Source organism: Mycobacterium sp. 5-140-3-2 (genome assembly GCF_035666375.1).
In the GTDB taxonomy this organism is placed as follows: domain Bacteria; phylum Actinomycetota; class Actinomycetes; order Mycobacteriales; family Mycobacteriaceae; genus Mycobacterium; species Mycobacterium intracellulare.
On record NZ_CP142025.1, the window covers coordinates 2,793,089 to 2,815,567 of the forward strand.

General features: G+C 68.6%; 19 protein-coding genes and 1 riboswitch. Of the genes, 2 read left to right on the top strand and 17 right to left on the bottom strand.

Translation table 11 applies throughout. From position 1 onward, the window contains the following. Positions 1 to 29: 29 nt before the first annotated feature. Positions 30 to 1,673, bottom strand: coding sequence for an acetolactate synthase (locus tag P6281_RS13195; RefSeq protein ID WP_014711693.1), 1,644 nt, complete (start codon positions 1,671 to 1,673; stop codon positions 30 to 32). An 87-nt stretch (positions 1,674 to 1,760) separates the two neighbouring features. On the opposite strand from P6281_RS13195, the gene P6281_RS13200 reads away from it, so the two are divergent. Further along, the gene (locus tag P6281_RS13200) at positions 1,761 to 3,680 is read left to right on the top strand and encodes an ABC transporter ATP-binding protein/permease (RefSeq protein ID WP_014711694.1); all 1,920 of its coding nucleotides are present in this window, start codon (positions 1,761 to 1,763) and stop codon (positions 3,678 to 3,680) included. A 171-nt stretch (positions 3,681 to 3,851) separates the two neighbouring features. Here P6281_RS13200 and P6281_RS13205 read toward each other — a convergent pair whose 3' ends face one another. The 3 genes from P6281_RS13205 to P6281_RS13215 all read right to left on the bottom strand — a co-directional run bounded on the left by P6281_RS13205 (position 3,852) and on the right by P6281_RS13215 (position 6,720). Continuing rightward, positions 3,852 to 5,345, bottom strand: a complete 1,494-nt coding sequence (locus P6281_RS13205) for an FAD-binding protein (RefSeq protein WP_008257003.1) — start codon at positions 5,343 to 5,345, stop codon at positions 3,852 to 3,854. 49 nt (positions 5,346 to 5,394) lie between these two features. Next, positions 5,395 to 5,898 carry a VOC family protein gene (locus P6281_RS13210; RefSeq protein ID WP_014711696.1) on the bottom strand — a complete coding sequence of 168 codons (504 nt, stop codon included), beginning with the start codon at positions 5,896 to 5,898 and terminating at the stop codon, positions 5,395 to 5,397. A gap of 138 nt (positions 5,899 to 6,036) precedes the next feature. Beyond that, positions 6,037 to 6,720 carry a TetR/AcrR family transcriptional regulator gene (locus tag P6281_RS13215; RefSeq protein WP_198346937.1) on the bottom strand — a complete coding sequence of 228 codons (684 nt, stop codon included), beginning with the start codon at positions 6,718 to 6,720 and terminating at the stop codon, positions 6,037 to 6,039. Positions 6,721 to 6,841: 121 nt separating this feature from the next. On the opposite strand from P6281_RS13215, the gene P6281_RS13220 reads away from it, so the two are divergent. Further along, a complete protein-coding gene (locus P6281_RS13220) occupies positions 6,842 to 7,288 on the top strand; it encodes a nitroreductase/quinone reductase family protein (protein WP_014711698.1) in 447 nt (148 codons plus the stop codon). Positions 7,289 to 7,306: 18 nt separating this feature from the next. On the opposite strand, the gene P6281_RS13225 is transcribed toward P6281_RS13220, so the two are convergent. From P6281_RS13225 to eccE, 13 genes are all read right to left on the bottom strand, one after another. Then, entirely contained in the window at positions 7,307 to 7,984 is a 678-nt protein-coding gene (locus tag P6281_RS13225) for an Rv1815 family serine proteinase (protein ID WP_014711699.1), read from the bottom strand. A gap of 94 nt (positions 7,985 to 8,078) precedes the next feature. After that, positions 8,079 to 9,014 (bottom strand): sterol desaturase family protein, encoded by a 936-nt coding sequence (locus P6281_RS13230; RefSeq protein ID WP_041297847.1) that lies wholly within the window; start codon positions 9,012 to 9,014, stop codon positions 8,079 to 8,081. Between the two features lie 31 nt (positions 9,015 to 9,045). Next, positions 9,046 to 9,762, bottom strand: a complete 717-nt coding sequence (locus tag P6281_RS13235) for an MgtC/SapB family protein (RefSeq protein ID WP_008257013.1) — start codon at positions 9,760 to 9,762, stop codon at positions 9,046 to 9,048. A gap of 123 nt (positions 9,763 to 9,885) precedes the next feature. Continuing rightward, the gene (locus tag P6281_RS13240) at positions 9,886 to 10,203 is read right to left on the bottom strand and encodes a DUF732 domain-containing protein (protein ID WP_008257015.1); all 318 of its coding nucleotides are present in this window, start codon (positions 10,201 to 10,203) and stop codon (positions 9,886 to 9,888) included. Continuing rightward, positions 10,200 to 11,591 carry a PPE family protein gene (locus tag P6281_RS13245; protein ID WP_020822608.1) on the bottom strand — a complete coding sequence of 464 codons (1,392 nt, stop codon included), beginning with the start codon at positions 11,589 to 11,591 and terminating at the stop codon, positions 10,200 to 10,202. Before P6281_RS13245 ends, P6281_RS13240 begins: the two co-directional genes overlap by 4 nt. A 165-nt stretch (positions 11,592 to 11,756) precedes the next feature. Beyond that, positions 11,757 to 13,001, bottom strand: coding sequence for a PPE family protein (locus P6281_RS13250; protein WP_041297848.1), 1,245 nt, complete (start codon positions 12,999 to 13,001; stop codon positions 11,757 to 11,759). A gap of 287 nt (positions 13,002 to 13,288) precedes the next feature. Next, positions 13,289 to 13,612 (bottom strand): DUF732 domain-containing protein, encoded by a 324-nt coding sequence (locus P6281_RS13255; protein WP_014711703.1) that lies wholly within the window; start codon positions 13,610 to 13,612, stop codon positions 13,289 to 13,291. Between the two features lie 61 nt (positions 13,613 to 13,673). Continuing rightward, positions 13,674 to 14,000 (bottom strand): DUF732 domain-containing protein, encoded by a 327-nt coding sequence (locus tag P6281_RS13260; RefSeq protein ID WP_081490105.1) that lies wholly within the window; start codon positions 13,998 to 14,000, stop codon positions 13,674 to 13,676. A gap of 56 nt (positions 14,001 to 14,056) precedes the next feature. Then, positions 14,057 to 15,460 carry a PPE family protein gene (locus P6281_RS13265; protein WP_014711705.1) on the bottom strand — a complete coding sequence of 468 codons (1,404 nt, stop codon included), beginning with the start codon at positions 15,458 to 15,460 and terminating at the stop codon, positions 14,057 to 14,059. A 67-nt stretch (positions 15,461 to 15,527) separates the two neighbouring features. Beyond that, complete coding sequence (locus tag P6281_RS13270) at positions 15,528 to 16,781, bottom strand: PPE family protein (protein WP_065508061.1); 1,254 nt, start codon at positions 16,779 to 16,781, stop codon at positions 15,528 to 15,530. A gap of 795 nt (positions 16,782 to 17,576) precedes the next feature. Further along, positions 17,577 to 18,746: a PPE family protein gene (locus tag P6281_RS13275; protein WP_324738371.1), complete on the bottom strand. Its 1,170-nt coding sequence runs from the start codon at positions 18,744 to 18,746 to the stop codon at positions 17,577 to 17,579. 438 nt (positions 18,747 to 19,184) lie between these two features. Then, a riboswitch (M-box (ykoK) riboswitch) is annotated at positions 19,185 to 19,359 on the bottom strand. A gap of 84 nt (positions 19,360 to 19,443) precedes the next feature. After that, positions 19,444 to 21,273, bottom strand: a complete 1,830-nt coding sequence (gene eccA5 / locus P6281_RS13280) for a type VII secretion system ESX-5 AAA family ATPase EccA5 (RefSeq protein ID WP_041784980.1) — start codon at positions 21,271 to 21,273, stop codon at positions 19,444 to 19,446. Then, positions 21,270 to 22,469 carry a type VII secretion protein EccE gene (gene eccE / locus P6281_RS13285; protein ID WP_014384775.1) on the bottom strand — a complete coding sequence of 400 codons (1,200 nt, stop codon included), beginning with the start codon at positions 22,467 to 22,469 and terminating at the stop codon, positions 21,270 to 21,272. The genes eccA5 and eccE overlap by 4 nt, the downstream gene beginning before the upstream one ends. Between the last annotated feature and the right edge of the window lie 10 nt (positions 22,470 to 22,479).

Sequence of the window (22,479 nt, forward strand, 5' to 3'; positions counted from 1 at the left end):
GGTACGCGGTGGGCCGCCCCGCCCACTCATCACGCGAGGTTGGATCGGCGTGGATAGGCGATGTCCGGGTCGGTGAGCACGTTGACGACGGCGGGCAGTCCGCTGGCGAAGGCCCGCTCCAGGGCGGGCCGCAGCTCGCCGGGTGCGGCCACCAGCTCGCCGTGGGCGCCCAGGGCGCGCGCCACCTCGTCGTAGCGGGTCCCCGGGCGCAGTTCGGCCACCACCGAATAGCCGTACAACGCTTCCATCGGGTGCTTTTCCAGGCCCCAGATGCCGTTGTTGCCGATCACGGACACGACGGGCACGTTGTGCCGGACCAACGTGTCCCATTCCATGCCGCTGAAGCCGAACGCGCCGTCGCCCTGCAGCAGCACCACCTGGCGCTGCGGCCGGGCCAGCTTGGCGGCCAGGGCGTAGCCGGGCCCAGAACCCAGGCAGCCGAAGGGGCCGCTGTCCAGCCAGCACCCCGGCAGGTAGCTGTCGATCACCCGGCCGGCGTAGGAGCCGAAGTCGCCGGCATCGATGACGACGATGGCGTCGCGGTCCAGCATGGGCGCCAACTCCGCGTACACCCGCATGGGGTGCAGCGGGACGCGGTCGTCGGCGAGCTCGGCGTTCTCCTTGGCGCGCGCGGCGGTCTCGGCCGCCCGGAGTTCCTCGACCCAGTCTCGGTGCCCGGCGCCCCCGGCGGTGGCCAGCGCCGCCAGGATCGTCAGCAGGTCACCGTAGAGCTCGGCCTGCACCGGCCGCGGATGGCGGCGCTCGGGTTGGACACGGTCGACCACGACGAGCTGGGTCTGTTGCCCGAACACCGCGCCGAAGCCGAGCCGGAAATCCATCGGCACGCCGACGATCAGCGCAACGTCGGCCTCCCCCAACGCTTTTCCGCGAACCCGGGAGAACGCCAACGGGTGGTCGGCCGGGACCGCGCCGCGGGCCATCCCGTTCATCAGCACCGGAATCTGGAGTTCCTCCGCCAGGCGCAGCAGTGCGGCTTCGCCGTGTCCCCACCACACGTTGGTGCCGGCCATGATCACCGGGCGCTTCGCCGCGGCCAGGAGACCGACGGCCCGGGTCAGCGCCTGGTCATCGGGTGCGGGTCCCGGCGGCACGTCGATAAGCGCCCCGGGGCGCGGGTCGTCGTCCGACATGGAGAACACGTGGTCCATCGGGAAGTCGACGAATCCCACGCCCGACGGCGCGCCGACCGCGGCGCGCAACGCGTCATCGACGAGCCGCCCGGCGTCGGCCGCCGATTGCGCGGTGGCGGCGAAGCGGGCCAGCGGCGCGACGAACGGCACGTGGTCTATCTCCTGCAGCGAGCCCATCCCCCAGCGCTGGGCCGGCGCCCGGCCGCCCAGCACCACGAGGGGCGACTGGTTCTGCTGCGCCGCCGCCATCGCGCTCATCCCGTTGGTGACGCCCGGCCCCGCGGTCAGCGCCGCCACGCCCGGGACCCTGGTCACCTTCGACCAGCCCTCGGCGGCGAAGGTCGCGGTCTGTTCGTGGCGGGTGTCGATCAGCCGGATACCCTCGTCGCGGCAGCCGTCGTAGATCGAGAACAGGTGACCGCCGGACAGCGTGAAGACGGTGTCGATTCCGCTGGCTTTGAGCCGGCGCGCGACGAGTCGGCCGGCATGTACGGTCTGGCTGGACGGAGCGTCGATGCTCATCTGCGCAGCCTATCGACAACCGCTCGGGTAGCTTGCGGGCTCGGGTAGCTTGCGGGGAAGTGCCGACCTCAGAAGGAGACGCCGAAATTGGACTCGAAGCTCTTCAAACCGTCCATTGATTGGTCGTCGGCATTTCAGGACTCCCTGCGGTGGCTCGCCATCGCTTGGGTCATCGGTGCCGTCTGTCTGCTGGCCGCGCTGGTCGCCGCCAGGTACCTGACCCCGTGGGGCCGTCAATTCTGGCGGATCACGCGCGGCTACTTCGTCGGGCCGACCAGCGTCAAGGCGTGGCTGGGACTCGGTGTGCTGCTACTGCTGGTGCTGTTCTCGGTCCGGCTCAACGTGCTGTTCAGCTATCAGAGCAACGACATGTACACGGCTTTGCAGGTGGCACTCAAGGGGCTCGCCACGGGCAACGAGGAAGTCAAACACTCCGGGATCCACAACTTTTGGGTCTCGCTCGGGATTTTCATCCTGCTGGCGGCCATCTTCATCGCCCGGGTGATCCTCGACATCTATTTGACGCAGCGGTTCATCATCGCCTGGCGCATGTGGCTGACGGGCCATCTCACCGACGACTGGCTCGCGGGCCGGGCCTATTACCGGGATCTGTTCATCGACAAGACGATTGACAACCCCGATCAGCGCATCCAACAGGATATCGACATCTTCACCGCGGGGGTGGGCGGCACCCCGAACATCCCGTCGAACGGGACGACCAGCACCCTGCTGTTCGGTGCCGTCAACGCGGTGGCATCGGTGATCTCGTTCGCCGCGATCCTGTGGAACCTGTCCGGGGACTTCAATCTGTTCGGTGTGAACGTGCCGCGTGCGATGTTCTGGACCGTCCTGGTCTATGTCTTGATCGTGACGGTGGTCGCGATTTGGCTTGGGCGCCCGCTGATTTGGCTGAGCTTCAACAACGAGAAACTCAACGCCGCGTTCCGTTACGCCCTGGTGCGGTTGCGCGACGCCGCGGAGGCGGTGGGCTTCTACCGTGGCGAGCGCGTCGAACGTACCCAATTGTGGCGGCGCTTCACGCCGATCATCGACAACTACCGCAGGTACGTCCGCCGGACCATCATCTTCAACGGATGGAACTGGTCGGCGACGCAGACCATCATTCCGCTGCCGTTGGCGATTCAGGCGCCGCGCCTGTTCACCGGGGAGATCGCCTTCGGCGATGTTACCCAGACCGCGCAGGCGTTCGGCAACATCAACGACTCACTGTCGTTCTTCCGCAACAACTATGACGCGTTCGCGGCCTTCCGGGCGGCGATCATCCGGTTGCACGGCCTCGTCGACGCCAACGACAAGGGCCGCGCGCTGCCCACCATTCTCGTCAAACCCAGCGAGGAGACCGCCGTCGAACTGCGCGGCATCGAGGTGCGCACGCCGGAGGGCGACCAGCTGGTCGACTCGCTGGACATCCAGCTCGACCTGGGCGACAGCCTGGTGATCACCGGACGCTCCGGAGCGGGCAAGACGACGCTGCTGCGCAGCCTGGCCGAATTGTGGCCGTACGCCTCGGGAACGCTGTGCCGTCCGGATGGCGACAACGAGACGATGTTCTTGTCGCAGTTGCCATATGTGCCGCTCGGCACGTTGCGCACCGTCGTGTGTTACCCGAATTCGCCGGACGGCGTCGCCGATGACCAACTGCGCGACGTGCTCACCAAGGTTGTTCTGGCGCCGCTCATCAGCCGGTTGGACGAGGAGCAGGACTGGGCCAAAGTGCTGTCCCCCGGCGAGCAGCAACGCGTCGCGTTCGCGCGCGTCCTGCTCACCCGGCCGAAGGCGGTCTTCCTCGACGAGGCGACCTCCGCGCTGGACGGCGGCCTGGAATACGCGCTGTACCAACTGGTTCGGGCGGAGCTGCCGGAATGCGTGCTCGTGAGCGTGAGCCATCGGCCCGCCGTCGAGCAGCACCACGAGCAGCAGCTGCACCTGCTCGGCGGCGGCGCGTGGCAGCTGGGGCCGGTCGAAAAGGAGCCCGCGCAGGTCTAGCGGCTACGCTGCCCCGGCCCGCCGCGCCGCGTGCGCTCCGGCGCTGGGTCGTCGCGCGCCTACGCTGCCCCGGCCCGCCGGGCCGCGTGCGCTCCGGCGCTGGGTCGTCGCGCGCCTACGCTGCCCCGGCCCGCCGGGCCGCGTGCGCTCCGGCGCTGGGTCGTCGCGCGCCTACGCTCCCCCGGCCCGCCGCGCCGCGTGCGCTCCGGCGCGGCGCCCGAAGAACGAACCCTCACCCAGCTGTGTCCCGCTGGCGTAACCCTTGCCGTCCTGGGCGAGGTTGGACGCGCAGGCGCCGGCGGCATACAGGCCGGGCACCACGGTGCCGTCGTCCCGTTGCACCTCACCGTCGACGGTCACCGCGAGGCCGCCGATCGTGAAGCCCGAGTACATCGCGCGCCCGAGCGACAAATCGAACACCGCCCACGGCCCATTGTCTTGCGGCGCAAGGAATTCCGGCTGCTTGTGGAAATCGGGATCCTCACCGGCGGCGGCGAACTCGTTGTAGCGGTCCAGCGTGGCCGCGAGGTTGCCGGCCGGGATGCCAAGCGCGGCTTCCATTTCCGCGATCGTCTCGTAGCCATCGAGGAAACGGATCAGCGGCATCGCGGGCATCTCGGTGTGCGCCTCGTCGACGATCAGGTAGGCGGTCTGCTCCGGCTGCTCGAGCACGAACGCCGAGGTGCGCGAATGGTAGGAGTCCTCGGCGACGAAGCGCTTGCCCTCCTTGTTGACGATGACACCGGTCAGCAGGACTTCGGGCGGGTAGGCCGCCGCGGTGATGAACAGCTCGTCCATGTGCTTGGTGGCCCCGCCCGCCGAGACCCCCATCCGGATGGACAGCCCGTCGTCGTTGGGGTTGCCCAGGATGTAAGGCGCCGCCAGCCCGTGATGCTTGGTGCGCCGCGGCTGGCCCAAAGCGGGAGTGTGCTCGGCGACCATCTCCGGATTCATCGCGAAACCACCGGCCGCGATGATGACGGCCTTGGCCTTGATGGCGCCCGTTTCGGTGAAGTGCTTCCAGGCGACGCCGACCACGGCGCCGTCGTCGTCCAGGATCAGATTGGTCGCCCCGGTCTCGTAGCGGGTCTGCACGCCCAGGGCGTCGGCGCGTTTCACCAGCAGGTCGATGACCATGGCCGCGCCGCCCAGCTCGCCGGGGACCGGCACGGAGTGCCCGCGCGGCGCCGGCTTGGCCCGCTCGCAGAAGGGCCACACCTTTTCGTTGCCCGTGTAGCTGAGGCCCTCGGTGCCCGGCGGCACGACGACTTTGCCCGGGTAGTAGCTGCGCTCGAACTGAAAGCCCAAGTCTTCCAGCCAGTTGAAATGCTCGACGCTGCCGTCGCAGTAGGCGCGGATCTTGTCGAGTTCGGGCTCACGCGACACCTCGACGAGGTACTTGTACATCTCCTCGGCGGAGTCGTCCTGACCGGTCGCCTGCTGCACCGCGGTCCCGCCGCCGAGGTAAAAGTGCCCTCCGGCAAGGGAAGTGGTTCCGCCGGCCGCGGCCGCGCGTTCGAGCACCAGCACCCGCGCCCCCTCGGCCGCCGCACTGACCGCGGCGCATCCGCCGGCGATGCCGAAGCCGATCACCAACACGTCGACCTCGTCGGACCACGACGTCACGTCGTTGGCGCTGACTGTTGGCGGTATCTCGGTGCTCATTGGCGCCACTCCTCCTCATCGCTGCGCTCTGCATCGTCGCCGGCGCTAGTCATCGCCGCTGCTCCTGTTTGATGTAGTCGTAAAACGCCCTCATTTCGGGCGCGATGTATGCGAACTCCACAAACGGCACTCCCGCCTGCGGCGCCGCGACGTAGGCGAATTGGATTCCGCCGGGCATCACGCCTTGCTGCACGACCGCGGCGCCCCGCTCGGCGGCCTGGACCAGCGCCGCCTCGAATTGCTCGGGGCCCTCGGCCTCCATGCAGATGTGGTGCAAACCGGCCCCGCACTCGCGCAAAAAGTCACTATAGATGTTCTCGCCCCGCACCGGTTGGATCAGCTCCAGCTGCATGTCGCCGAGATAGCTCAGGGAGATACTGGCGATGAAATCGGCGGGCTTGCCGTGATAGCTGCAGGCGTCCGGAGCAAAGTGCACGTCGGGGATGCGTACCCACTTCCTGACACCTAACAGGCCGGTGAGCGCCGTTTCTGTCGCGTCGAGGTCGGTGGTAACCCAGGCGATCTGCGTCGGCGACTCGAGAAGAGGGGTCATCGTCTCGCACAATAGTCCAGCCGCCGGGCCGCCAGAAAGGGGCCGAACGACTTTGCCATGCCGAATCGTTCCGCGCCCGAAATCCCGGGGTGAACACGTTCTAATTCGCTGCCCCTGTCCCGCCGGCGCTCCAAGGCGTCAATGCTGGGCGAGCACGTCCACCAGCAGTCGCACCTGGGTGTCGAAGATCGCTTCCGGGTCGGTCAGGGTGTCCGCGCCGTATTGCCCGAACACCTCCAGGCTGATGGCACCGAGCACCCCGGCCCACAACAAAAAGCACTTGGCAAGCACCTGATCGTCACCGGGAAATCCGAATTCGTGCCGGATGCGTTCGAAGTCCGACGACATCGGTTGCGGCGCAAGGTCATTGGTCAGGCGGATGTCCCCGGTGGCGATTCCGGCCGCGACGGCGTCGAACAACGCCGCGACGACCCGGGTGCCGACGGCCACCGTGCGCTCCGGAGGCGCGTGATAACCGGGGACCGGGCTGCCGTATAGGAGCGCCCAGCACGCGGGGTGCGCGACGGCCCACCGCCGGGTCGCCCGCGCGATGGCGATGACGTCGTCGCTCCACAGTTCTCTCACGGTTTCGCGGGCGCGTTCCACGGTGTCGGCCAGGTCGGAATAGGCGTCGACCAGCAGCAAGGTCAGCAACTCGTCGCGGCTGGCGACGTACCGGTACACCGCCGAGGACACCATGCCCAGGTCGCGGGCTATGGCGCGCACCGACAGTCCGGCCGCACCGCGTTCCACCAGCTGGCGGCGACCGAGTTCGATGATGCGCGCCTCGATCTGTTCCCGCGACTGCTGGCGTTTGCCCACGCGGTCAGTCTGACACAACCGAGAACGCTGCTCTTGCTTTCCGAACCGGGGTGTGGCAGCGTCATCAAAGCGAGAGCGCCGCTCTCGTTAATTCCGAGGAGCTTCGCCGGAAGGACCCGCCATGCCCACGCGTTATGAGGAGCCGAACCGGGCCGCCCGCGCGGCCAACGTGGTGATCCGCTGGCTTGCCGACGCGGGGATCAGCATCGCCGGCACCCGTGCGCTGCGCGTTCGCGGCCGCAAGTCGGGCAAGCAGCGCGCGGTCGTGGTCAACCTGCTGACCGTCGACGGGGTGGACTACCTGGTCTCGCCCCGCGGCAACACCCAGTGGGCGCGCAACGTCCGGGCCGCGGCCGTCGTCGAGGTGGGTCCTCGGTGGCGCCGGCACCGCGTTTGCGCCACCGAGGTCGACGACGCGGCCAAGCCCGATCTGCTGCGGCGCTACCTGTCCCGGTGGTACTGGCAGGTCAAGGACTACGTCGCGGGGCTGACGCCGGACAGCAGCGACGAGGAGTTCCGCGCCGCGGCGCCCACGATTCCGGTATTCGCGCTGGCCAAGGCGCGCTGACGGCGTCCGATCGGGGCCCTAACGCGCGTTGTCCCGCGCCCCGAGATCCTCGCGAACCTGCTGCGAGGTGGCCCCCCACGACACCGCCGCGGGGAAGTCCCCCCACACGCTGTTGAAGATCCCGACGAGCTGTCCCGGGCCGCCACCGGGCGCCAGATACACCGGCCCGCCGGAGTCGCCGTTGTGGCTCTGCACGCCGTTGGACATGGTGAACCAGCCGTTGTTCACGCTCTGCACCGTCCCGCAGGTCTCCCCGGTGATCACGCCGTAGTGACAGATCGGCTGCCCGGGCGCCAGCGCCAGTCCGGGGTCGGAGACCAGCGGACGACCACTCGGCAGGATGTTGTTCGCCGTGACGTCGTTGTCCAGCACGATCGCCTCGTAATCGTTGATCACCTGGCTCGTGGACACCGTCGTCCCGCTGGGGGTGTTGTCCCGGAAGGCCGCCAGGCGGCCGATGACGGTGCCGCCCCGATCCGTCACCACTCCGCCCCCGCCGCGGCAGTGCCCCGCGGTGAACGCGACCTTCAGGGCCGGGTCGACGTATCCCAACGTGCAGACGCGGTTGTCCTGGCGTATCTCCATGCCCGGATACACCAGGACATCGGCCTTTGTCGGCGCGGCCGGCAGCAAGGAGGCGAGCGCGGCGACAGTAACCGACGCGGCGAAGGCGCGCGTTGCCAGGCGATGCACCATGAACTCCGATCCATCGGGCGGACACCGACGGGAGGTCGAGGTTACGGCGTAACCGTCCTCCACGTTCAGCTTTTCGCGCCGCGCAGCGCCGATGTTACAGAGAGGTCACGAGCGTGGCGGCGGCATCGGTCGGGCCGGCCGTGCGCGGGGCCCAGCCGGGCGGGCCGAACACGTAGCCCAGCCGGTCCCGCAGCCGGGTCGCGGTTCGCCAGTCGCGGGCGATCGCGACGTATTCGCGCGTCTGCAGCTTCCAGATGTTGAAGGTGTCCACCTGCTTCGTGAGGCCGTAGTGGGGGCGGAACAGCTCGGGCTGGAAGGTGCCGAACAGCCGGTCCCAGATGATGAAGATGCCGCCGTAGTTCTTGTCGAGGTACACCTTGTCCATTCCGTGGTGCACCCGGTGGTGCGACGGCGTGTTGAAGACGAACTCGAACGGCCGCGGCAGCTTGTCGATGTGCTCGGTGTGGATCCAGAACTGGTAGATCAAGTTCACGGAGAAGCTGAAGAACACCATCCATGGCGGAATTCCCAACAGCGGCAACGGGATCCACATCAAGATCTCGCCGCTGTTGTTCCACTTCTGGCGCAGCGCGGTGGCGAAGTTGTAGTACTCGCTGGAGTGGTGGGCCTGATGGGTCGCCCAGATCAACCGCACCCGGTGGGCGATACGGTGGTACGCGTAGTACAGCAGGTCGACGCCGAGAATCGCGATCACCCACGTGTACCACGTGGCCACCGAAAGGTGCCACGGCGCCACGTAGGCATAGATCGCGGCGTAGCCGAGCAGGGCCAGGGTCTTCCAGCCGGCGGTGGTGGCCACCGAAACCAGCCCCATCGAGATGCTGGTCAGCGAGTCGCGGGTGCGGTGCGCCCCCGACGGGGGCCGCGCGGCGTCGGCCGCGAGGTGTTCCAGCTTGCGGGCCGCGGTCCATTCGAGGGTCAGCAGCAGCAAGAAGAACGGGATGGCGAGCAGCACCGGGTCCCGCATCTGCGGGGGCAAGGCGGACAGGAAGCCGGAGAGGGCGCTCACACCGGTAAGACTACGACGACCGCCGCGCCGCTCAGCGACGATCGTCGGTCTGCACGTCGTTGCCGGCGTACCACTGGACCGCGCGAACGCCGGGCAGCAGGGATAGCTCGGCCACCAGCCGCTCCAGCCGGGCGGGGGCGTCGCCGTCCATCAGCAGGTGGGCGGTCAAGGTGATCTCGTCGTCGGCCGGATGCCCGGTGTGGATCCCGCGAAGCGTGATGTCGTTGCCGCCGGCGTGCTGGACGATCTGGGCGCGCGCGTATTTCTCGTGCTTGGGGCGGCAGACCACCTGCACCAGATAGGGCAGCAGGCTTTCGTCTTCGTCAGCACTGTTGTCGCGGTCGATCAACCGGCCGAGAGGGCGCCCCAGCACGTGAATGCCGATGACCGTGCCGGTGCCGATCAACGCGAAGACCAGGTGCCCGGAAGCGGCCAGCACGCCGATGGCCGCCGAACACCACAGGGTGGCGGCGGTGTTGAGGCCGCGAACGTTGACGCCCTCCCGCAGGATCACGCCACCGCCGAGGAAGCCGATGCCCGACACCACATAGGACGCGACCCGGGTCGGGCTGGAATCCGACGTGGCCGCGGCGTACAGGACGAACAGGGTTGCGCCGCCGGCAACCAGCGCGTTGGTGCGCAGGCCGGCCCGACGGGCCCGCCACTGCCGTTCCAGGCCGATGAGGGCGCCGCAACCCACGCCGACGCCCAGGCGGAGCGCGAAATCGACGGCGCTCAGCGTTTCCACGACACGCTCCTTCCCGGTGGCTCGACGGCGAAGGGAGCTAACCAAATCCGGATTAACCGCAAGTGGAGCCCAACCGAACCGCCGACGTCGGGAGGTATCCTCCCGCGGGCGGCGAGTCTCAGGCTAACCGGCTTTGGGCGTGATGTGGTGGGGGCAGTAGGCGCTCGAGGCGAGGGCCGCGAACTTGGCGGCGGCGTCCATCGTCATCCCGGGGTTTTGATCCTTGATGTCGCTGACGACCTGCAAACCGGTTTCGCCGCGGCCCATCAACCCGCACACGGCCTTGGCGGACGTGATGACTTGGCTGGGGCTGCTATAGGTGATGCCGGAACTGTCGAGGTTGGCCAAAAACGCGGCATCGTCACCCTCCGGCTCGGCGTGCGCGGGCGCCGCGAAACCGATCACGCCGACGGCGCCGAGCAGCGCAGCGAAACGTTTCATGCCGATCCCGCCTTGCCGAGCCGGGCGTCGGGCAACGTCACCTTCGGCTTGTCTCCGCTGGACACGTGCACCGCGTGGATGCCGGGCTTTTTCGACAATTGGTCGAGCAGATCGTCGAGTCCGGCCTTGTCGACGTTCCAGTGCTGCACGGCTTCCGGTTGTTTTTGCAGCTTGGCGATGACGTCGTCGAGTTTCACGGGCTCGGCGGGCTTCGTCGCTCCCCCGGCGCGGGCCCGCACGCCCCTGCCGCTCACGACCTGCGGCGTGACGGCGCCGAGGGCACCTCCGGTCAGGCTGCCCAGCGCCATCTGACCGAGCAGGCTGCCCGGGATTGCGGCCGCGGGCGCCGCGGCGATGCCGGCGCTCGGCGCCAGGCCGCTGGCCAGCCGGATCGCCGGGGTGGCCGAGGCCCAGGCCGGTGGCACCGACAGCTTGCCCACCACGTTCGCCTCACCCATGCCCGCCGATACCGCGCTCGTCAGGCCCGCGCCGGCCGACCGCATCCCGAGACCGGCCCCCAGCGCGGACTTCGGGATGTCCAGGCCCTCGACCGGTAGGTTGTAGAACATCTTGAACTCGGTCATGGCGAGGTTGATCGGGCTCATGCTGTCGTTGGCGACGGTGCTGAACCGGCCGATGTCGGCGAGGATCCCGAAGGTGTTCTGCCACGTCGTCCCGGCCAACGGCGACCCGGTCAGGGTGTTGAGCACCTGGTCCCAGAACTCCATGTAACCGCGGGACGCGTTGCCGATGGCCTCGAGCAGGTCACTGAAGATGCCCGACGGCGGGGCCGCCGCGTCCGTGGCCGCGGCGGTGCCGCTTGCCTCGCCCAGCGCGGCCGCCTGCGCGGCGATCCCGGTTTCGTTGGTGGTCTGGGGCGGCTCGGTGAACGGTGCCAGTCGCGTGGCGGCCGCCGACGCGCCGGCGTAGGCGTACATCGCGGCGGCGTCCTGGGCCCACATTTCCGCGTATTCGGCCTCGGTGGCGGCGATCGCGGCGGTGTTCTGCCCGAAGGCGTTGGTTGCCAACAGCGTTGCCAGCCGGACGCGGTTGGCCGCGATCTCGGTCGGCGGCACCACCGCCGCGAAGGCGCTCTCGTAGGCGCCCGCCGCCGCCGTGGCCTGCACGGACGCCGTCTTCGCCTGCGCCGAGGTCTCCGACATCCAGGCCACGTAGGGCGCGGCCGCGGCGGCCATCGCGACCGCCGACGGGCCGGCCCACGCCTCGTTGGCCAGGCCCTCGACGATCGCACCGTAGGACGACGCCGTGGACTGCAGCTCGGCGGCCAACGCCTCCCAGGCGGCGGCGGCCGCCAGCATCGGTCCCGCCCCAGGGCCGGTGTACATCTGGCCGGAGGTGATTTCGGGTGGCTGCACTGCGAAATTCATCGGCGTGCCCTTCCCGCGCCACCCGGGCCGCTGGCCGCCGACGAACCGGGAGTGCTGGCAAACATGCCGTGAATCGCCGACGTTTGCGGCGGTGAGGTCACCGAAGACATCGGTCGTCCCCCGCGGTCCGCTGGATCAATGCCATTGGTGTCATGTCAAGGCCCATCAATCCGCCGGCACCACGATGATCGTGGCGGTGGTCGCGACGCCGTCGGTGGCCGCCGCGGCGACGCCGGTCGTGCCGTTGCTGACGGTGCGCACACCCGCGCCCGCCAGCGCGCGTCCGGCCACGCTCGCCATGGCCATCTCGCCGAACATTGCGCCCTGCGACGTGGCGGTCATCGCCGGGGCGGCTCCCAAACTCGCGCCCGGCAGTACCGACGCGACCGTCTTCATGACGGGGGCGGCGGTGGCCCAGCCCTGCGGAACCGACAGGGATCCGACCAGGGTCGCGCGGCCCATCGACCCGGCCACGCCCCCGAGCTCCGGTGTCACCGCGGCGACGTAACCGCCCCGCAGCGGCGCAAGCGGCGACAGCCCCCCGGCGATGGCCCTTCCGCCGCCAAGCAGTTCGGCGACGCCCGGCGCGTTTTGGGACAGCCCCAGAGCCTGCAGCGACAGCAGCCACCATCCGCCGGGCACGATGATCGCGCCAATGGGGCTGTACGCGCCGGTGACGGCCGCGAAGAAGGGCCGCAGGGCGGCCGTGATGGGGTAAATGGCTTCGATGATCGATGCCGCCGGCGTCGCCGCCGCGGCCGACGGGGTCGCCGCAAGTCCTTGCAGCATCGTCGGCGTCACGTTGATCAAGGCCGACAGCTCGGACGGGATGTCCGAGGCGGCACTTTGCGCGATCGCCGCGGATTGTCGTGCCACCGCGGACGAATCGGTGGTCCGCGGCGGCTCGGTGAAGGGCGTCAGCCGCGTGGCCGCGGCCGACGAGGCGGCGTAGGTATACATCGCCACGGCATCCTGGGCCCACATCTCGGCGTACTCCGCTTCGGCCGCCGCGATGGCCGCGGTGTTCTGGCCGAGGATGTTCGTGGCGATCAGCGTCATCAAGAGACTGCGGTTGGCAGCGATCACCGGTGGGGGCACCGTCGCCGCGAACGCGGTCTCGTAGGCCGCGGCGGCGAGCCTGGCCTGGGTCGCCACCTGCTCTGCCTGGGCGGCCGTCGCCGTGGCCCATGCCACGTAGCGCGCGGCCGCGGCGCTCATCGACGCCGCCGCCGGTCCCAGCCAGGACCCGACGGTCATGCCGGCGATCGTCGAGCTGTAGGCCGCCGCGTAGGAATACAGTTCGGCTCCCAGCGCATCCCATGCCGCGGCGGCGGCCAGCAGGGGCCCCGATCCGGCACCCACGTACATCCGTCCTGAATTGACCTCTGGTGGCAGCGCCCCGAAGTCCACCCGTTGCCTCCCGTCCTCCTCTGGCGCCAGGGTAGGAGCGAATATGCGGCCTTCCCGCAAACAAGCCACGGCTCAAATGGAATTCATGAGATTCGCCGGTGGAGCATATGTGTATTCCATGTGTTGCACCGGCGCCGCTCCAACGCGTCCTTCGACTGAGAAATTCTCAGGATCGGCATTCGGCGCCGGGGCCGGCTCCACCGACCTCGGACGCCCGCGGCGTGAAGGTTCGCTAAGCGCAAGGGATTTCGCGTCTGAGATGCGCAGGGAGGCCGCCTGCTACGGGGCTACCTTCTGTTAAGTTGCTGCGGGCAATAGAATTTCGCCGCAATCGCCAAGAACGACGTCGCGTGGTCGTCGGTGAGTCCGGGGTTTTGGCTCTTCAATTCGTCCACCATTTGGGGACCCAACTCGCCGTTTGCCATCGACACGCACACGGCTTTGGCGAACTTTATCGCCCCATCCGGGGTCGAGTACGTGATGCCGGCGCCGCGCAGCGACGCGAGAAAAGCGGCCTCGTCGCCGCCGGTCGTCCCCGGGTCGCTGTGCGCGAGCGGGGTCAGACCGAGGGCGACCGAAACGCCGACGCCCAGCGCCGCCAGCAGTCTCATGACTCGTGATTCTCCCATGCGGCGGCGAGGCGTTCGGCCGCCCAGGCGGACGGCCGACGGGTCAGGCCTTGGAGAGTTGGTTGGGGCAGTAGAACTTCGCGGAAAGCAGGGCGAAATTGGATGCCATCTCCATGTCCATGCCGGGGTTGTGGGTTTTCACGTCGTGGACGACCTCCAGGCCGGGTTCGCCGTTGTTCAAACACGAGCACACCGCCCGCCCGGCGGCGACGGCCGAACCCGGCGTGGCAAAGCTGAAGCCGGCTTGGTGGAGCGCCGCGATGAAGCCTCCGTCGTCACCACTCGGTTCCGGCCCGGGATCGGCGTAAGCCGGCGCGGCAAGGCCAATCGTCGCGAAGGCACTCAGGAGCGCCAGTAGTCTTGTCATCACTGTCCACCTTCCGTCCTCACGCGCGGTCGCTGCGTGAACATCGATTGCCTTGTCCCCTAACCCAACTGGGCATCCGTCGGCAGGACTTTGGACTTGTCCCCCTTCTTCAGATGCACCGCGTGGATGCCGGGCTTCTTGGCCAGCTGCTCGAGCAGCGCGTCGAGGTTTTCCTGATCGACGTTGTGGTGCTGCACGCTTTCGGGTTTCTCCGAGATCTGTGCGACAAGGCGTTTCAGCTGTTCGGGTGATTGCTTGTCCTTGAGGTCCTTGATCGCGGCCATCCGGTTGCGCACCCCGCCGCGGACCACGGTGGGCCCCCCGGAGCCCAGCGCGCTGCCCAGCATCCCGGCCAGGCCCATCGAACTGAACAGGCTTCCCTCGCCCAGCGCCGCCGCCGGCACGGCCTCGGTCCCGGCGGCCGACAGGGCGGCGGCGACGGTCCTGACCGACGGCGTGGCCGTGGCCCAGCTGGGCGGGATCGACAGCTTGCCCACCAGGGTGCCGGCATTGCCCATGCCGGCGATGGGGTTGATCGCGCTGTACAGCGTGCCCCGACCGAAGCCCAACGCCCCGAGCCCCGCGCCGAGAGCGTCCTTGGGCAACGCACCGTACGCGATGGGAGGGGCGAATTTGAGCCACTGCGACAACGGAAAGTTGACCAACAATCCGACGTCGTTGAACTGGGTGGTCAGGCCCAGCGGCACCTTCACGGCGTTGTACGTCGCGGTATAGAAGCTCGCCCCGCCCGGGACGGTGTTGAAGAGATTGGTCATGAACGTCTGATAGAGGTACGCCAGGTTCGCCGCGCCGGAGAAGGGCCCGCTGTAGGGCAGCGTGGTGGTCGCCGCCGTCGCCGCGGCATTCGCCACGTTGGCGGCGGGGGTGCTGGCGGCCGACGTCACCGCGGCCGCTTGCATCGGTTCGGCCGCCGCGCTGGTGGTCTGGGGAGCCGGGCTGAACTCCGTCAACTTATTGGAAGCGGTCGCCGAGGACGCGAAGTAGGTGTCCATCGCCGTGGCGTCCTGCGCCCAGAACTCGCCGTATTGGGCCTCGTTCGCGGCGATCGCGGACGTGTTCTGCCCGAAGAGGTTAGTCGCCACCAATTGCACCAGCAGCGCCCGGTTTTCGGCGATCACCGCCGGCGGCACATGGGCGGCGAAGGCCGTCTCGTAGGCGGTTGCCGCCTCGGTGGCCTGGGTCGCGGATTGTGCTGCGGCCGCGGCGGTTTGCTGCATCCAGGTCACGTACGGGGCCGCCGCGGACGCCATGGCAAACGACGACGGACCCGCCCAGGGCCCGGCGGTCAGGCTCGAGATCGTCGCCGCATAGGACGTCGCGGTGGACTGCAGTTCGGTGGCCAGGCTCTGCCAGGCCGTCGCCGCGGCCACCAGCGATCCCGCGCCCGGACCGCTGTACATCCGGCCCGAATTGAACTCCGGCGGAAAGGCTCCGTAAAACATCCCTGCTACCCCCTGCCTCGGCATTCGAGCGAAAGCACCTGGCTGCCATGCGGTTTGGTCATCGCGGTCATTCCTCGATGCATGGGATCACGATGATGGTGGCCGCGGCCGGATCGGCTTCCGCGGCAACACCGCCCAGCGCTCCCATCGCCGTCGCGGCGCCCCCGACCGGACGGGTTGCGGCGGCGGCGACGGCGCGTCCGGCCAGGCTGGACAGGGCCATCTGGCTGAACACGCCCTCCTCGCCGGCCATCGCCGCCGGCGCCGCCGCCAGGTTGGCGGGCAGTGCGAGTGAGCGGAGTGCCGGCGCGGCCTCAGTCCAGCCCTGCGGCACCGACATGCCGCCGACCAGAGCGGCTTTGCCCATCGATCCCGACACCTGCCCCGCCCCGATCGCGGAGCTGAGCATGGGCTTGACGGCGTTGGCGCCACTGGTGAGCGGGGCCAACGCGCCCGAGATGGCTTTCGGCCCAGCCAGATAGGCGGCCGCACCCTGCCCGTTCTGTCCCCAGGCGTACGCCTGGCCGAACGACAGGAACGGGCCGCCGGGGATGGTGGTCCACGACTGCGGCGAGTACACCCCGGTCACCACCGACCAGAACTCGTTCCAGTTGGTGATGAAATTCGGCGTCGTCAGTTCGGCCGATGACGTTGCCGACGAGCCGGCGTTCGCCACGGATTGCGCCGCAGGCTGCAGCGTGCCGCTCAGCTGCGACAGCTGGGTGGCGGTGTTGGAACCGGACTGCCCGCTACTCTGGGCGACCGCGGCGGCTTGGGCGGGCCCGGCCGAATCGTTGGTGGTGCGCGGTGGCGGTGCGAACGGTGTCAGCGCCGACGCGCTCGCCGAGGACGCCGCATACCCGTACATTGCGGCGGCGTCCTGCGCCCACATCTCCATGTAGTGGGCCTCGGTCGCGGCGATCGCCGGGGTGTTCTGGCCCAGGATGTTGGTGGCGACCAGCGTGGCGAGCAGGGCGCGGTTGGCCGCGATCACCGGCGGTGGCACGGTGGCCGCGAATGCCGTCTCGTAGGCGCCGGCGGCGAGCTTGGCCCGCGCGCCGGCCTCCTCGGCCTGCGCCCCGGTGGCGTGCATCCACGCGACGTACGGGGCGGCCGCGGCCGCCATCGCCAGCGACGAGGGGCCCGTCCAGGGGCCCGTCGCGAGGGTCTCGATGGTCGAGCTGTACGACGCGCCCGTCGTCTGCAATTCCGCGGCCAGCTCGTCCCAGGCCGCGGCGGCGGCCAGCAGCGGGCCCGATCCCGCGCCGACATACATCCGGGCCGAGTTGTATTCCGGCGGATACGCGCCGAAGTCCAGCATTCAGGTCCTCCTCGAGTCTCGGCCACGCCCAGCGCGGCATCGCGGGCTCGACAAACTCGCGCCTGGAAGGGAATTCACGAAACAAGCCTTCGAATGCGGACGCACATTCCATCGGTTGGAAGACAGCAAGCCCTACTCTCCTAGCTGCAAACCGGCGCCATAAAGGGCGGATGAATGAGTAGTCAAGCCACGCTGCTATCGCAATAAAGATGTTGCACCGTTGGTATTCAGGCGGCGTTCCCGCCAGGTAAAGCCGTGTAAAACATCGATGTCGCGGCCTTCGGGACCGGTGTGAGAACGGCGCATGACAGCCTTTCGATTAGTGGCGCATATCACCCGGTATGCGCGCGACGGGCGGGGTTGGCGTGCTGATGTATTGCTTCGACGGTGTCCGCATTGAGACGCAACGCGACGGCCAAAAACTTTCTTTATCGACGATGAGTTCCGGCTTTCGGAATTGCCAAAGGCGCGATTCCGCGCCATTTCCGCGAAATGCGATTAAGCCCCGGTTCGAGCCGACGGCGTCGTCATCGCCGAACTGGGCGGGTGTGGTCACGCTGTGTCGTAGGGTCCGTTCATACCACTAGACGCGGCCAGTCTGCTGTGGCGCTGGTGGGCCACTGACAATTTCCTGTGGGGCGAATTCCCGTAGGGCGCAGCGGCTTTCGGGCGTGACACAGACCTCTCGGCGCACGGCGGCGCTGCGATCGGCACCGCGAATTTTTCCATGCGCCGTTGTAAAGATCCGGGCGGTAACGGTTTTCGGCCGAAGCCAACGGCGCGCGTGCCCGAGAGCTACCCGGCGGCGGGCGGGCGCACCACGAAGTTCGGCCGGAATCCGTACTGCGGGACGGCGCGTCCGAGTCCGTGGTTGCCCATGGGGCTGAACGGCATGCCGGGCATGCCGGCCGCCATCGCCGGGGGCGGGGCCACCATCGGGGTGCCGCCCAGCGCCGACGGCAACGGACTGGCGACCGGCGCTGGCGGGGCCCAGCTCGGCGGCACCGACAGCGGGCCGACCAGGGACGCGCGGCCCAGTCCTGCCGAGACCGACGCGCCGGCATTGCCCACGCCCGCCAACCCCGACAGTCCCTGGGCGCTTGTTCCGATGCCGGTCGTCACCGGCGCGCCGCTCGCCAGGTCGTTGAGGGCGCCGGTGCTGGCGCCGATCAGCGTCGAACTCGTTACGGTCTGCACCACCTGCGCCGGGTCGAGCGCGCCGGTCGACGTGATCGTGTTCCAGAAATTGCTGTTCGGGTCCAGGATCGACGACAGGCCGGACGTCGATCCGGTCGACGATTCCGTCGGCGACGACAGGGTCTGCAGCGCGTTGGGCACGGCGGTGTTCAGCTGCGACACGGTCGCCTGCTGGTTTCCCGCGGAGGTGCCGGTCGCCTGGGCGACCGCGGCGGCCTGGCGGGCTTGGCCGTCCTGGCTGGTGGTTTGCGTGGGATCGGTGAACATGGGCAGGCGAGTGGCGGCGGCCGAGGAGCCGGCGTAGCCGTACATGGTTGCCGCGTCCTGGGCCCACATCTCGCCGTACTGCGCCTCGGTAGCCGCGATGGCGGGCGTGTTCTGGCCCAGCACGTTGGTGGCGATCAGCGTCGCGAGCTGTGCGCGGTTGGCGGCGATCGCCGGCGGTGGCACGGTGGCCGCGAACGCGGCCTCGTAGGCCGCGGCGGCGGCCTCGGCCTGGGTCGCGGCCTGCTCGGCTTGGGTGGCGGTCGTGCTCATCCACGCCACGTACGGCGTCGCGGCCGCGACCATCGCCGCCGATGCCGGGCCGTGCCATTCCTCGCTGGTCAGCGAAGAGAGCGCCGACCCGTACGACAGTGCGGCCGAACGCAATTCCGCGGCCAACCCGTTCCACGCCGACGCGGCAACCAGCATCGGGCCCGACCCAGGCCCGGCATACATACGCGCGGAGTTGATTTCGGGTGGGAGCGTTGCGAAGTCCACGAACATTTCGGGCCCCTCCCCTAGCCGGCCGCGATCGTGTCGGCCAGCGCCCGCGCCTCCGACGTGCGGCGCGCGGCGTCGACGCTGAATTGTGTTGAGGCCAGCGCTGATAACTCAGTCACCGCGTGGCAACACGACATGGGAAACGACATCGGAGTTCTCCTCACAGCAGAGACCGAACTCAGCCGTGGTTCGCCCAAATCAGGCTAATTCCGCGCACACTCGCGCACGCACGCGTAATGCGTTGGCGTGCGCGAGAATATGTGGAAGGAGCCGATTCAGGCTACGAAACGTGGCCGGGGTCGGATCGCAACGAAATGGTCATCGATCTGGGATACGGACTATCACCGGGACTCATTCCGCTCTCACCTCCTCGCGGCCAGGGCATACGGGGATGCCATACGTTGCACGCGGGGATAGGCACCCAACGCGAGAATCGTTGGGCGCGCACCCCTCTCGTCAGAGCTTCGGCACCACACGGCGTATCCGGTCACCAGAGCCGGAAGCCACTTGGGCTCAACCCTTAATCCGGGAGGAGCTGTCCTGACCCTGGGCGTCTCTCGACGTTCGAGGTCAGTGGCCTATGTCCGTGCAGACGCCTCACCTAGCGAGGTGCTTGCACAGGCCATGGTGGCACTCGGGCTACGCCGAGTCAAATTGACGTGCAACACAACCGCCTACCAGCGCGTAGCTGCCTGGCCGGTTAGTTCGCCTTCTCGGCGACCGCCGCGTTCAGGCCCTCGGCGAGATCCTCGCGGGTCAGCTCCTTGAACCGCAGCAGTTGGCGCTCGCTGAATTCGGTCACGTCGCTGGCCAGGACCGCATCCAGGTCCTCGTCGTCCAGGCGGAAACTGCGGTGATCGCGGGCCTTTTCCACCACGTTGCGCACGAAACCGGCATTGCCCAGCGTGTCGATGCCGCGGATGAGATCGCCGTCTTCCGAATATGTTTCGTCGAGATAGAACTTGGTGTAGGACGGCAGGAGGGCCTGCGCCGATTCATCGGTGATGACGTCTTCGTTTTCCTGGCCCATCAACCGGGTCAGCGCGACCAGTTCGTCCGGGGTGTAGCTGAAGAACTCGATCACCGTCGAAAAGCGCCGCCGCAGACCCTGATTCACTTCGAGCATCTTGTCCATGGCCTTGGCGTAGCCGGCCCCGAAGACGACCAGCTCGTCGCGGTGGTTCTCCATGTACAGCAGCAAAGTGTTGATGATCGCGTTGCCGTAGGGGTCGCCCTGCTGGTAGCCCTTTTCGTGCAGGGTGTGCATCTCGTCGAAGAACACCGCGCCGCCCAGGGCGCCCTCGAGCATCTCCTCGGTGTTCTTCTCCGCGTCGGCCATGTACCGACCCAGCAGCTTGGTGCGGCTGGTCTCGACCACCACCGGTTTGCGCAGCACCGTCAACCCACACAGCTGCTTGCTGAAAGCCCTTGCCACCGAGGTCTTTCCGGTTCCTGGCGGACCGAGCAGCAAGGTGTGGCGCGAGGTCACCGGCACCGGCAGGCCCATCTTGGCGCGCGCCAGGTTCACCTTCGTCGTCGACTTGATCAGCTTGATCTCCCGCTTGGCCCGCTCCATGCCCAGCATGGCGTTGAGCTCGGCATCGCCCTCGGCCAGGTACTTCGCGGCCTCCTCGGCGTGACGGGCGGCCTCCGCCTCAGCGCGGGTGGGCGCGCTGTCGGGGTCCCACGGGTCGGTGCGGGCCTCGATCGTCTCGGGGTCGGTCAGGATCAGGCGATAGTTCGGGTTGTCCAGCGCTTCGCGCGCGGGGGTGAACTTGGGATCACGCGAATAGACGCGCCGCAGCAGCTCGACGGCCTCGTCCTCGCGGCCCAGGTGGCGCAGGCACATGCCCTGCGTGTACAGCGTGATGTTGGCCGCGCCCGGTACCCGGTCGCCTTCGATGGCGTCCTGGCCGCGGCGCAACGCCTCTTCGAACACGCCGAGCGAGGCCAGGGCGGTGGTGGCCATCGCCGCCCCCGCGGCCTTCAGCTCGGGCTGACGCCACCCCTTGCCCTCGGAGAATTGGTTGAGCACGTCCGGCCACCGCCCGGTGCGGAAGTACAGCACGCCGCGCACGTAGCTGACCAGCTCCTCGTCGAAGGCCTGGCGGGGTTCGACGCCGTCGAGCAGCTTCGCCGCTTCCGCATAGTGTTTGGCCTCGGCAAGCACTGCCGCGTAAGCGCACGCCAGCGACTCCACGCTGGTCACCGCCAGCCGCAGGAACAGCCCGTCGGAGACCTCCGGGCGGAACTGCAACTCGGTGACCCCGAGGCGGCGGGTCTCCCACCCGAACGTCCGGATCGACGACCAGGCACCGGCGAGCACGTCGAGGCTCTGCTCCCCCGCCAGCATCCGCGCCAGCCAGGCGTCGCACATCGACGGGTCCAGGTTGGTCGCCGTGGTGAACATCTGCGACGCGACCTGTGGGTTGTGGCTGGGTTGCAGCCCGTTGACCGACACGCCCGACGCCAACAGGCCGGCGACCATCGCGTTACGGGCGCCTTCGGCGGTTGATTGGGGCCTCGTCATTGCGCTACAGGTACGCCCGCCGAGCTCCCTCGCAGCTGGTCGACGGACAGCGAGAGCTCATCGTCGTCGGCGCGCAACGGACGGCTCGGCACGGATAGCAGCGGGCGGGCCGTCGGGGCGGGCAGGCTGGCCCGCACCGCGGCCAGCTGACGACCGGTGAGGCGGTTCAGCCCCGACGACACGTTTCGGCGCAGCCGCTTCTCGGTGTGATAACGCACCCACGCCGACACCTGCGGACGGCCGCCGCGAGACGTGAGCCGGATGGTCAGCACGGTGGCGAAAGTGTCGTCCTCCCAAAGCTCCTCGAGCTTGTCGGTGGTGATGTCCGACGGCGTCAGCCACAGGCTCGTCACGAACCCGTTGAAGTGCTTGAGGCGGCGCCATCCCGGACGGCTCCACGTCGGCTCCAGGTCGGCGAGCACCGCGCGGTCGACTTCGGCGAGTTCCTCGGCGGTCAACGGCCTTGCCGCACAGGTCAGGCCGTCGAGATCTTGGGCGAGCCGTTCGGTGGCCGCCACCAGGGTCGACGCCAGCGAATCGCGGGCCGCCACGGCGGCCACGTTGCGCTGCGGGTTCATCCGCAGCACCAGCCAGGTCCTGCGCACGTAGGAGGTGGGCTTATCGTTCGCCACCTCCCATTCCTCGGGGCCCCAGTCGTCGAGCTTGGACAACTCGGCGGCATTCCCGCCGCGGCGCACCTTCACCGACACGATGTCGATGTCGTCGAGGTGGATGTCGAACTGGCGCAGCCCCGAGGCGACGGCCTGCACCAGCAAGGTGGGCCGGGACGACCGGTGGCGGTGGCGCGACGCCGGGTCGTCCTCGCCGCCGTTGACGGCGATCACCGTGACGAGCTGGCCCTGGTACTCGCGCACGCCGACCTTGTCGCGGCCGAATCTGCGTTGGTGATCGATGGCCGGGGTGCAGCCGGCGGCCAGCGCGGAGCCCGGGTCGGCGGACCAATCCCACAGCCAGGTCGCAATCCCCGACGTCACCGTCAGGCCGTGGTAGGTGACCAGCGACAGCAGCGCGACCAGCACGGCCAGACCCACCCCCACCCAGAACGCGATGCGGTAGGTGCCCTGCCAGGACTCCGGGCAGTGGCTGGCCACCGCCATGATCACGACGTCGACCAGGAACACCGTGGTCAGCCGCGACCACGACAAAGACAACCCGAACCTGCGCTGTGCCTTCATGAGTGCTGCT

What these genes read in the sequence shown, in the direction of transcription:
- eccE (WP_014384775.1), bottom strand. Translation starts at nt 22,469, where the DNA reads ATGAAGGCACAGCGCAGGTTCGGGTTGTCTTTGTCGTGGTCGCGGCTG.
- P6281_RS13205 (WP_008257003.1), bottom strand. Translation starts at nt 5,345, where the DNA reads ATGAGCACCGAGATACCGCCAACAGTCAGCGCCAACGACGTGACGTCG.
- eccA5 (WP_041784980.1), bottom strand. Translation starts at nt 21,273, where the DNA reads ATGACGAGGCCCCAATCAACCGCCGAAGGCGCCCGTAACGCGATGGTC.
- P6281_RS13255 (WP_014711703.1), bottom strand. Translation starts at nt 13,612, where the DNA reads ATGAGACTGCTGGCGGCGCTGGGCGTCGGCGTTTCGGTCGCCCTCGGT.
- P6281_RS13195 (WP_014711693.1), bottom strand. Translation starts at nt 1,673, where the DNA reads ATGAGCATCGACGCTCCGTCCAGCCAGACCGTACATGCCGGCCGACTC.
- P6281_RS13275 (WP_324738371.1), bottom strand. Translation starts at nt 18,746, where the DNA reads ATGTTCGTGGACTTCGCAACGCTCCCACCCGAAATCAACTCCGCGCGT.
- P6281_RS13265 (WP_014711705.1), bottom strand. Translation starts at nt 15,460, where the DNA reads ATGTTTTACGGAGCCTTTCCGCCGGAGTTCAATTCGGGCCGGATGTAC.
- P6281_RS13240 (WP_008257015.1), bottom strand. Translation starts at nt 10,203, where the DNA reads ATGAAACGTTTCGCTGCGCTGCTCGGCGCCGTCGGCGTGATCGGTTTC.
- P6281_RS13270 (WP_065508061.1), bottom strand. Translation starts at nt 16,781, where the DNA reads ATGCTGGACTTCGGCGCGTATCCGCCGGAATACAACTCGGCCCGGATG.
- P6281_RS13210 (WP_014711696.1), bottom strand. Translation starts at nt 5,898, where the DNA reads ATGACCCCTCTTCTCGAGTCGCCGACGCAGATCGCCTGGGTTACCACC.
- P6281_RS13225 (WP_014711699.1), bottom strand. Translation starts at nt 7,984, where the DNA reads ATGGTGCATCGCCTGGCAACGCGCGCCTTCGCCGCGTCGGTTACTGTC.
- P6281_RS13245 (WP_020822608.1), bottom strand. Translation starts at nt 11,591, where the DNA reads ATGAATTTCGCAGTGCAGCCACCCGAAATCACCTCCGGCCAGATGTAC.
- P6281_RS13220 (WP_014711698.1), top strand. Translation starts at nt 6,842, where the DNA reads ATGCCCACGCGTTATGAGGAGCCGAACCGGGCCGCCCGCGCGGCCAAC.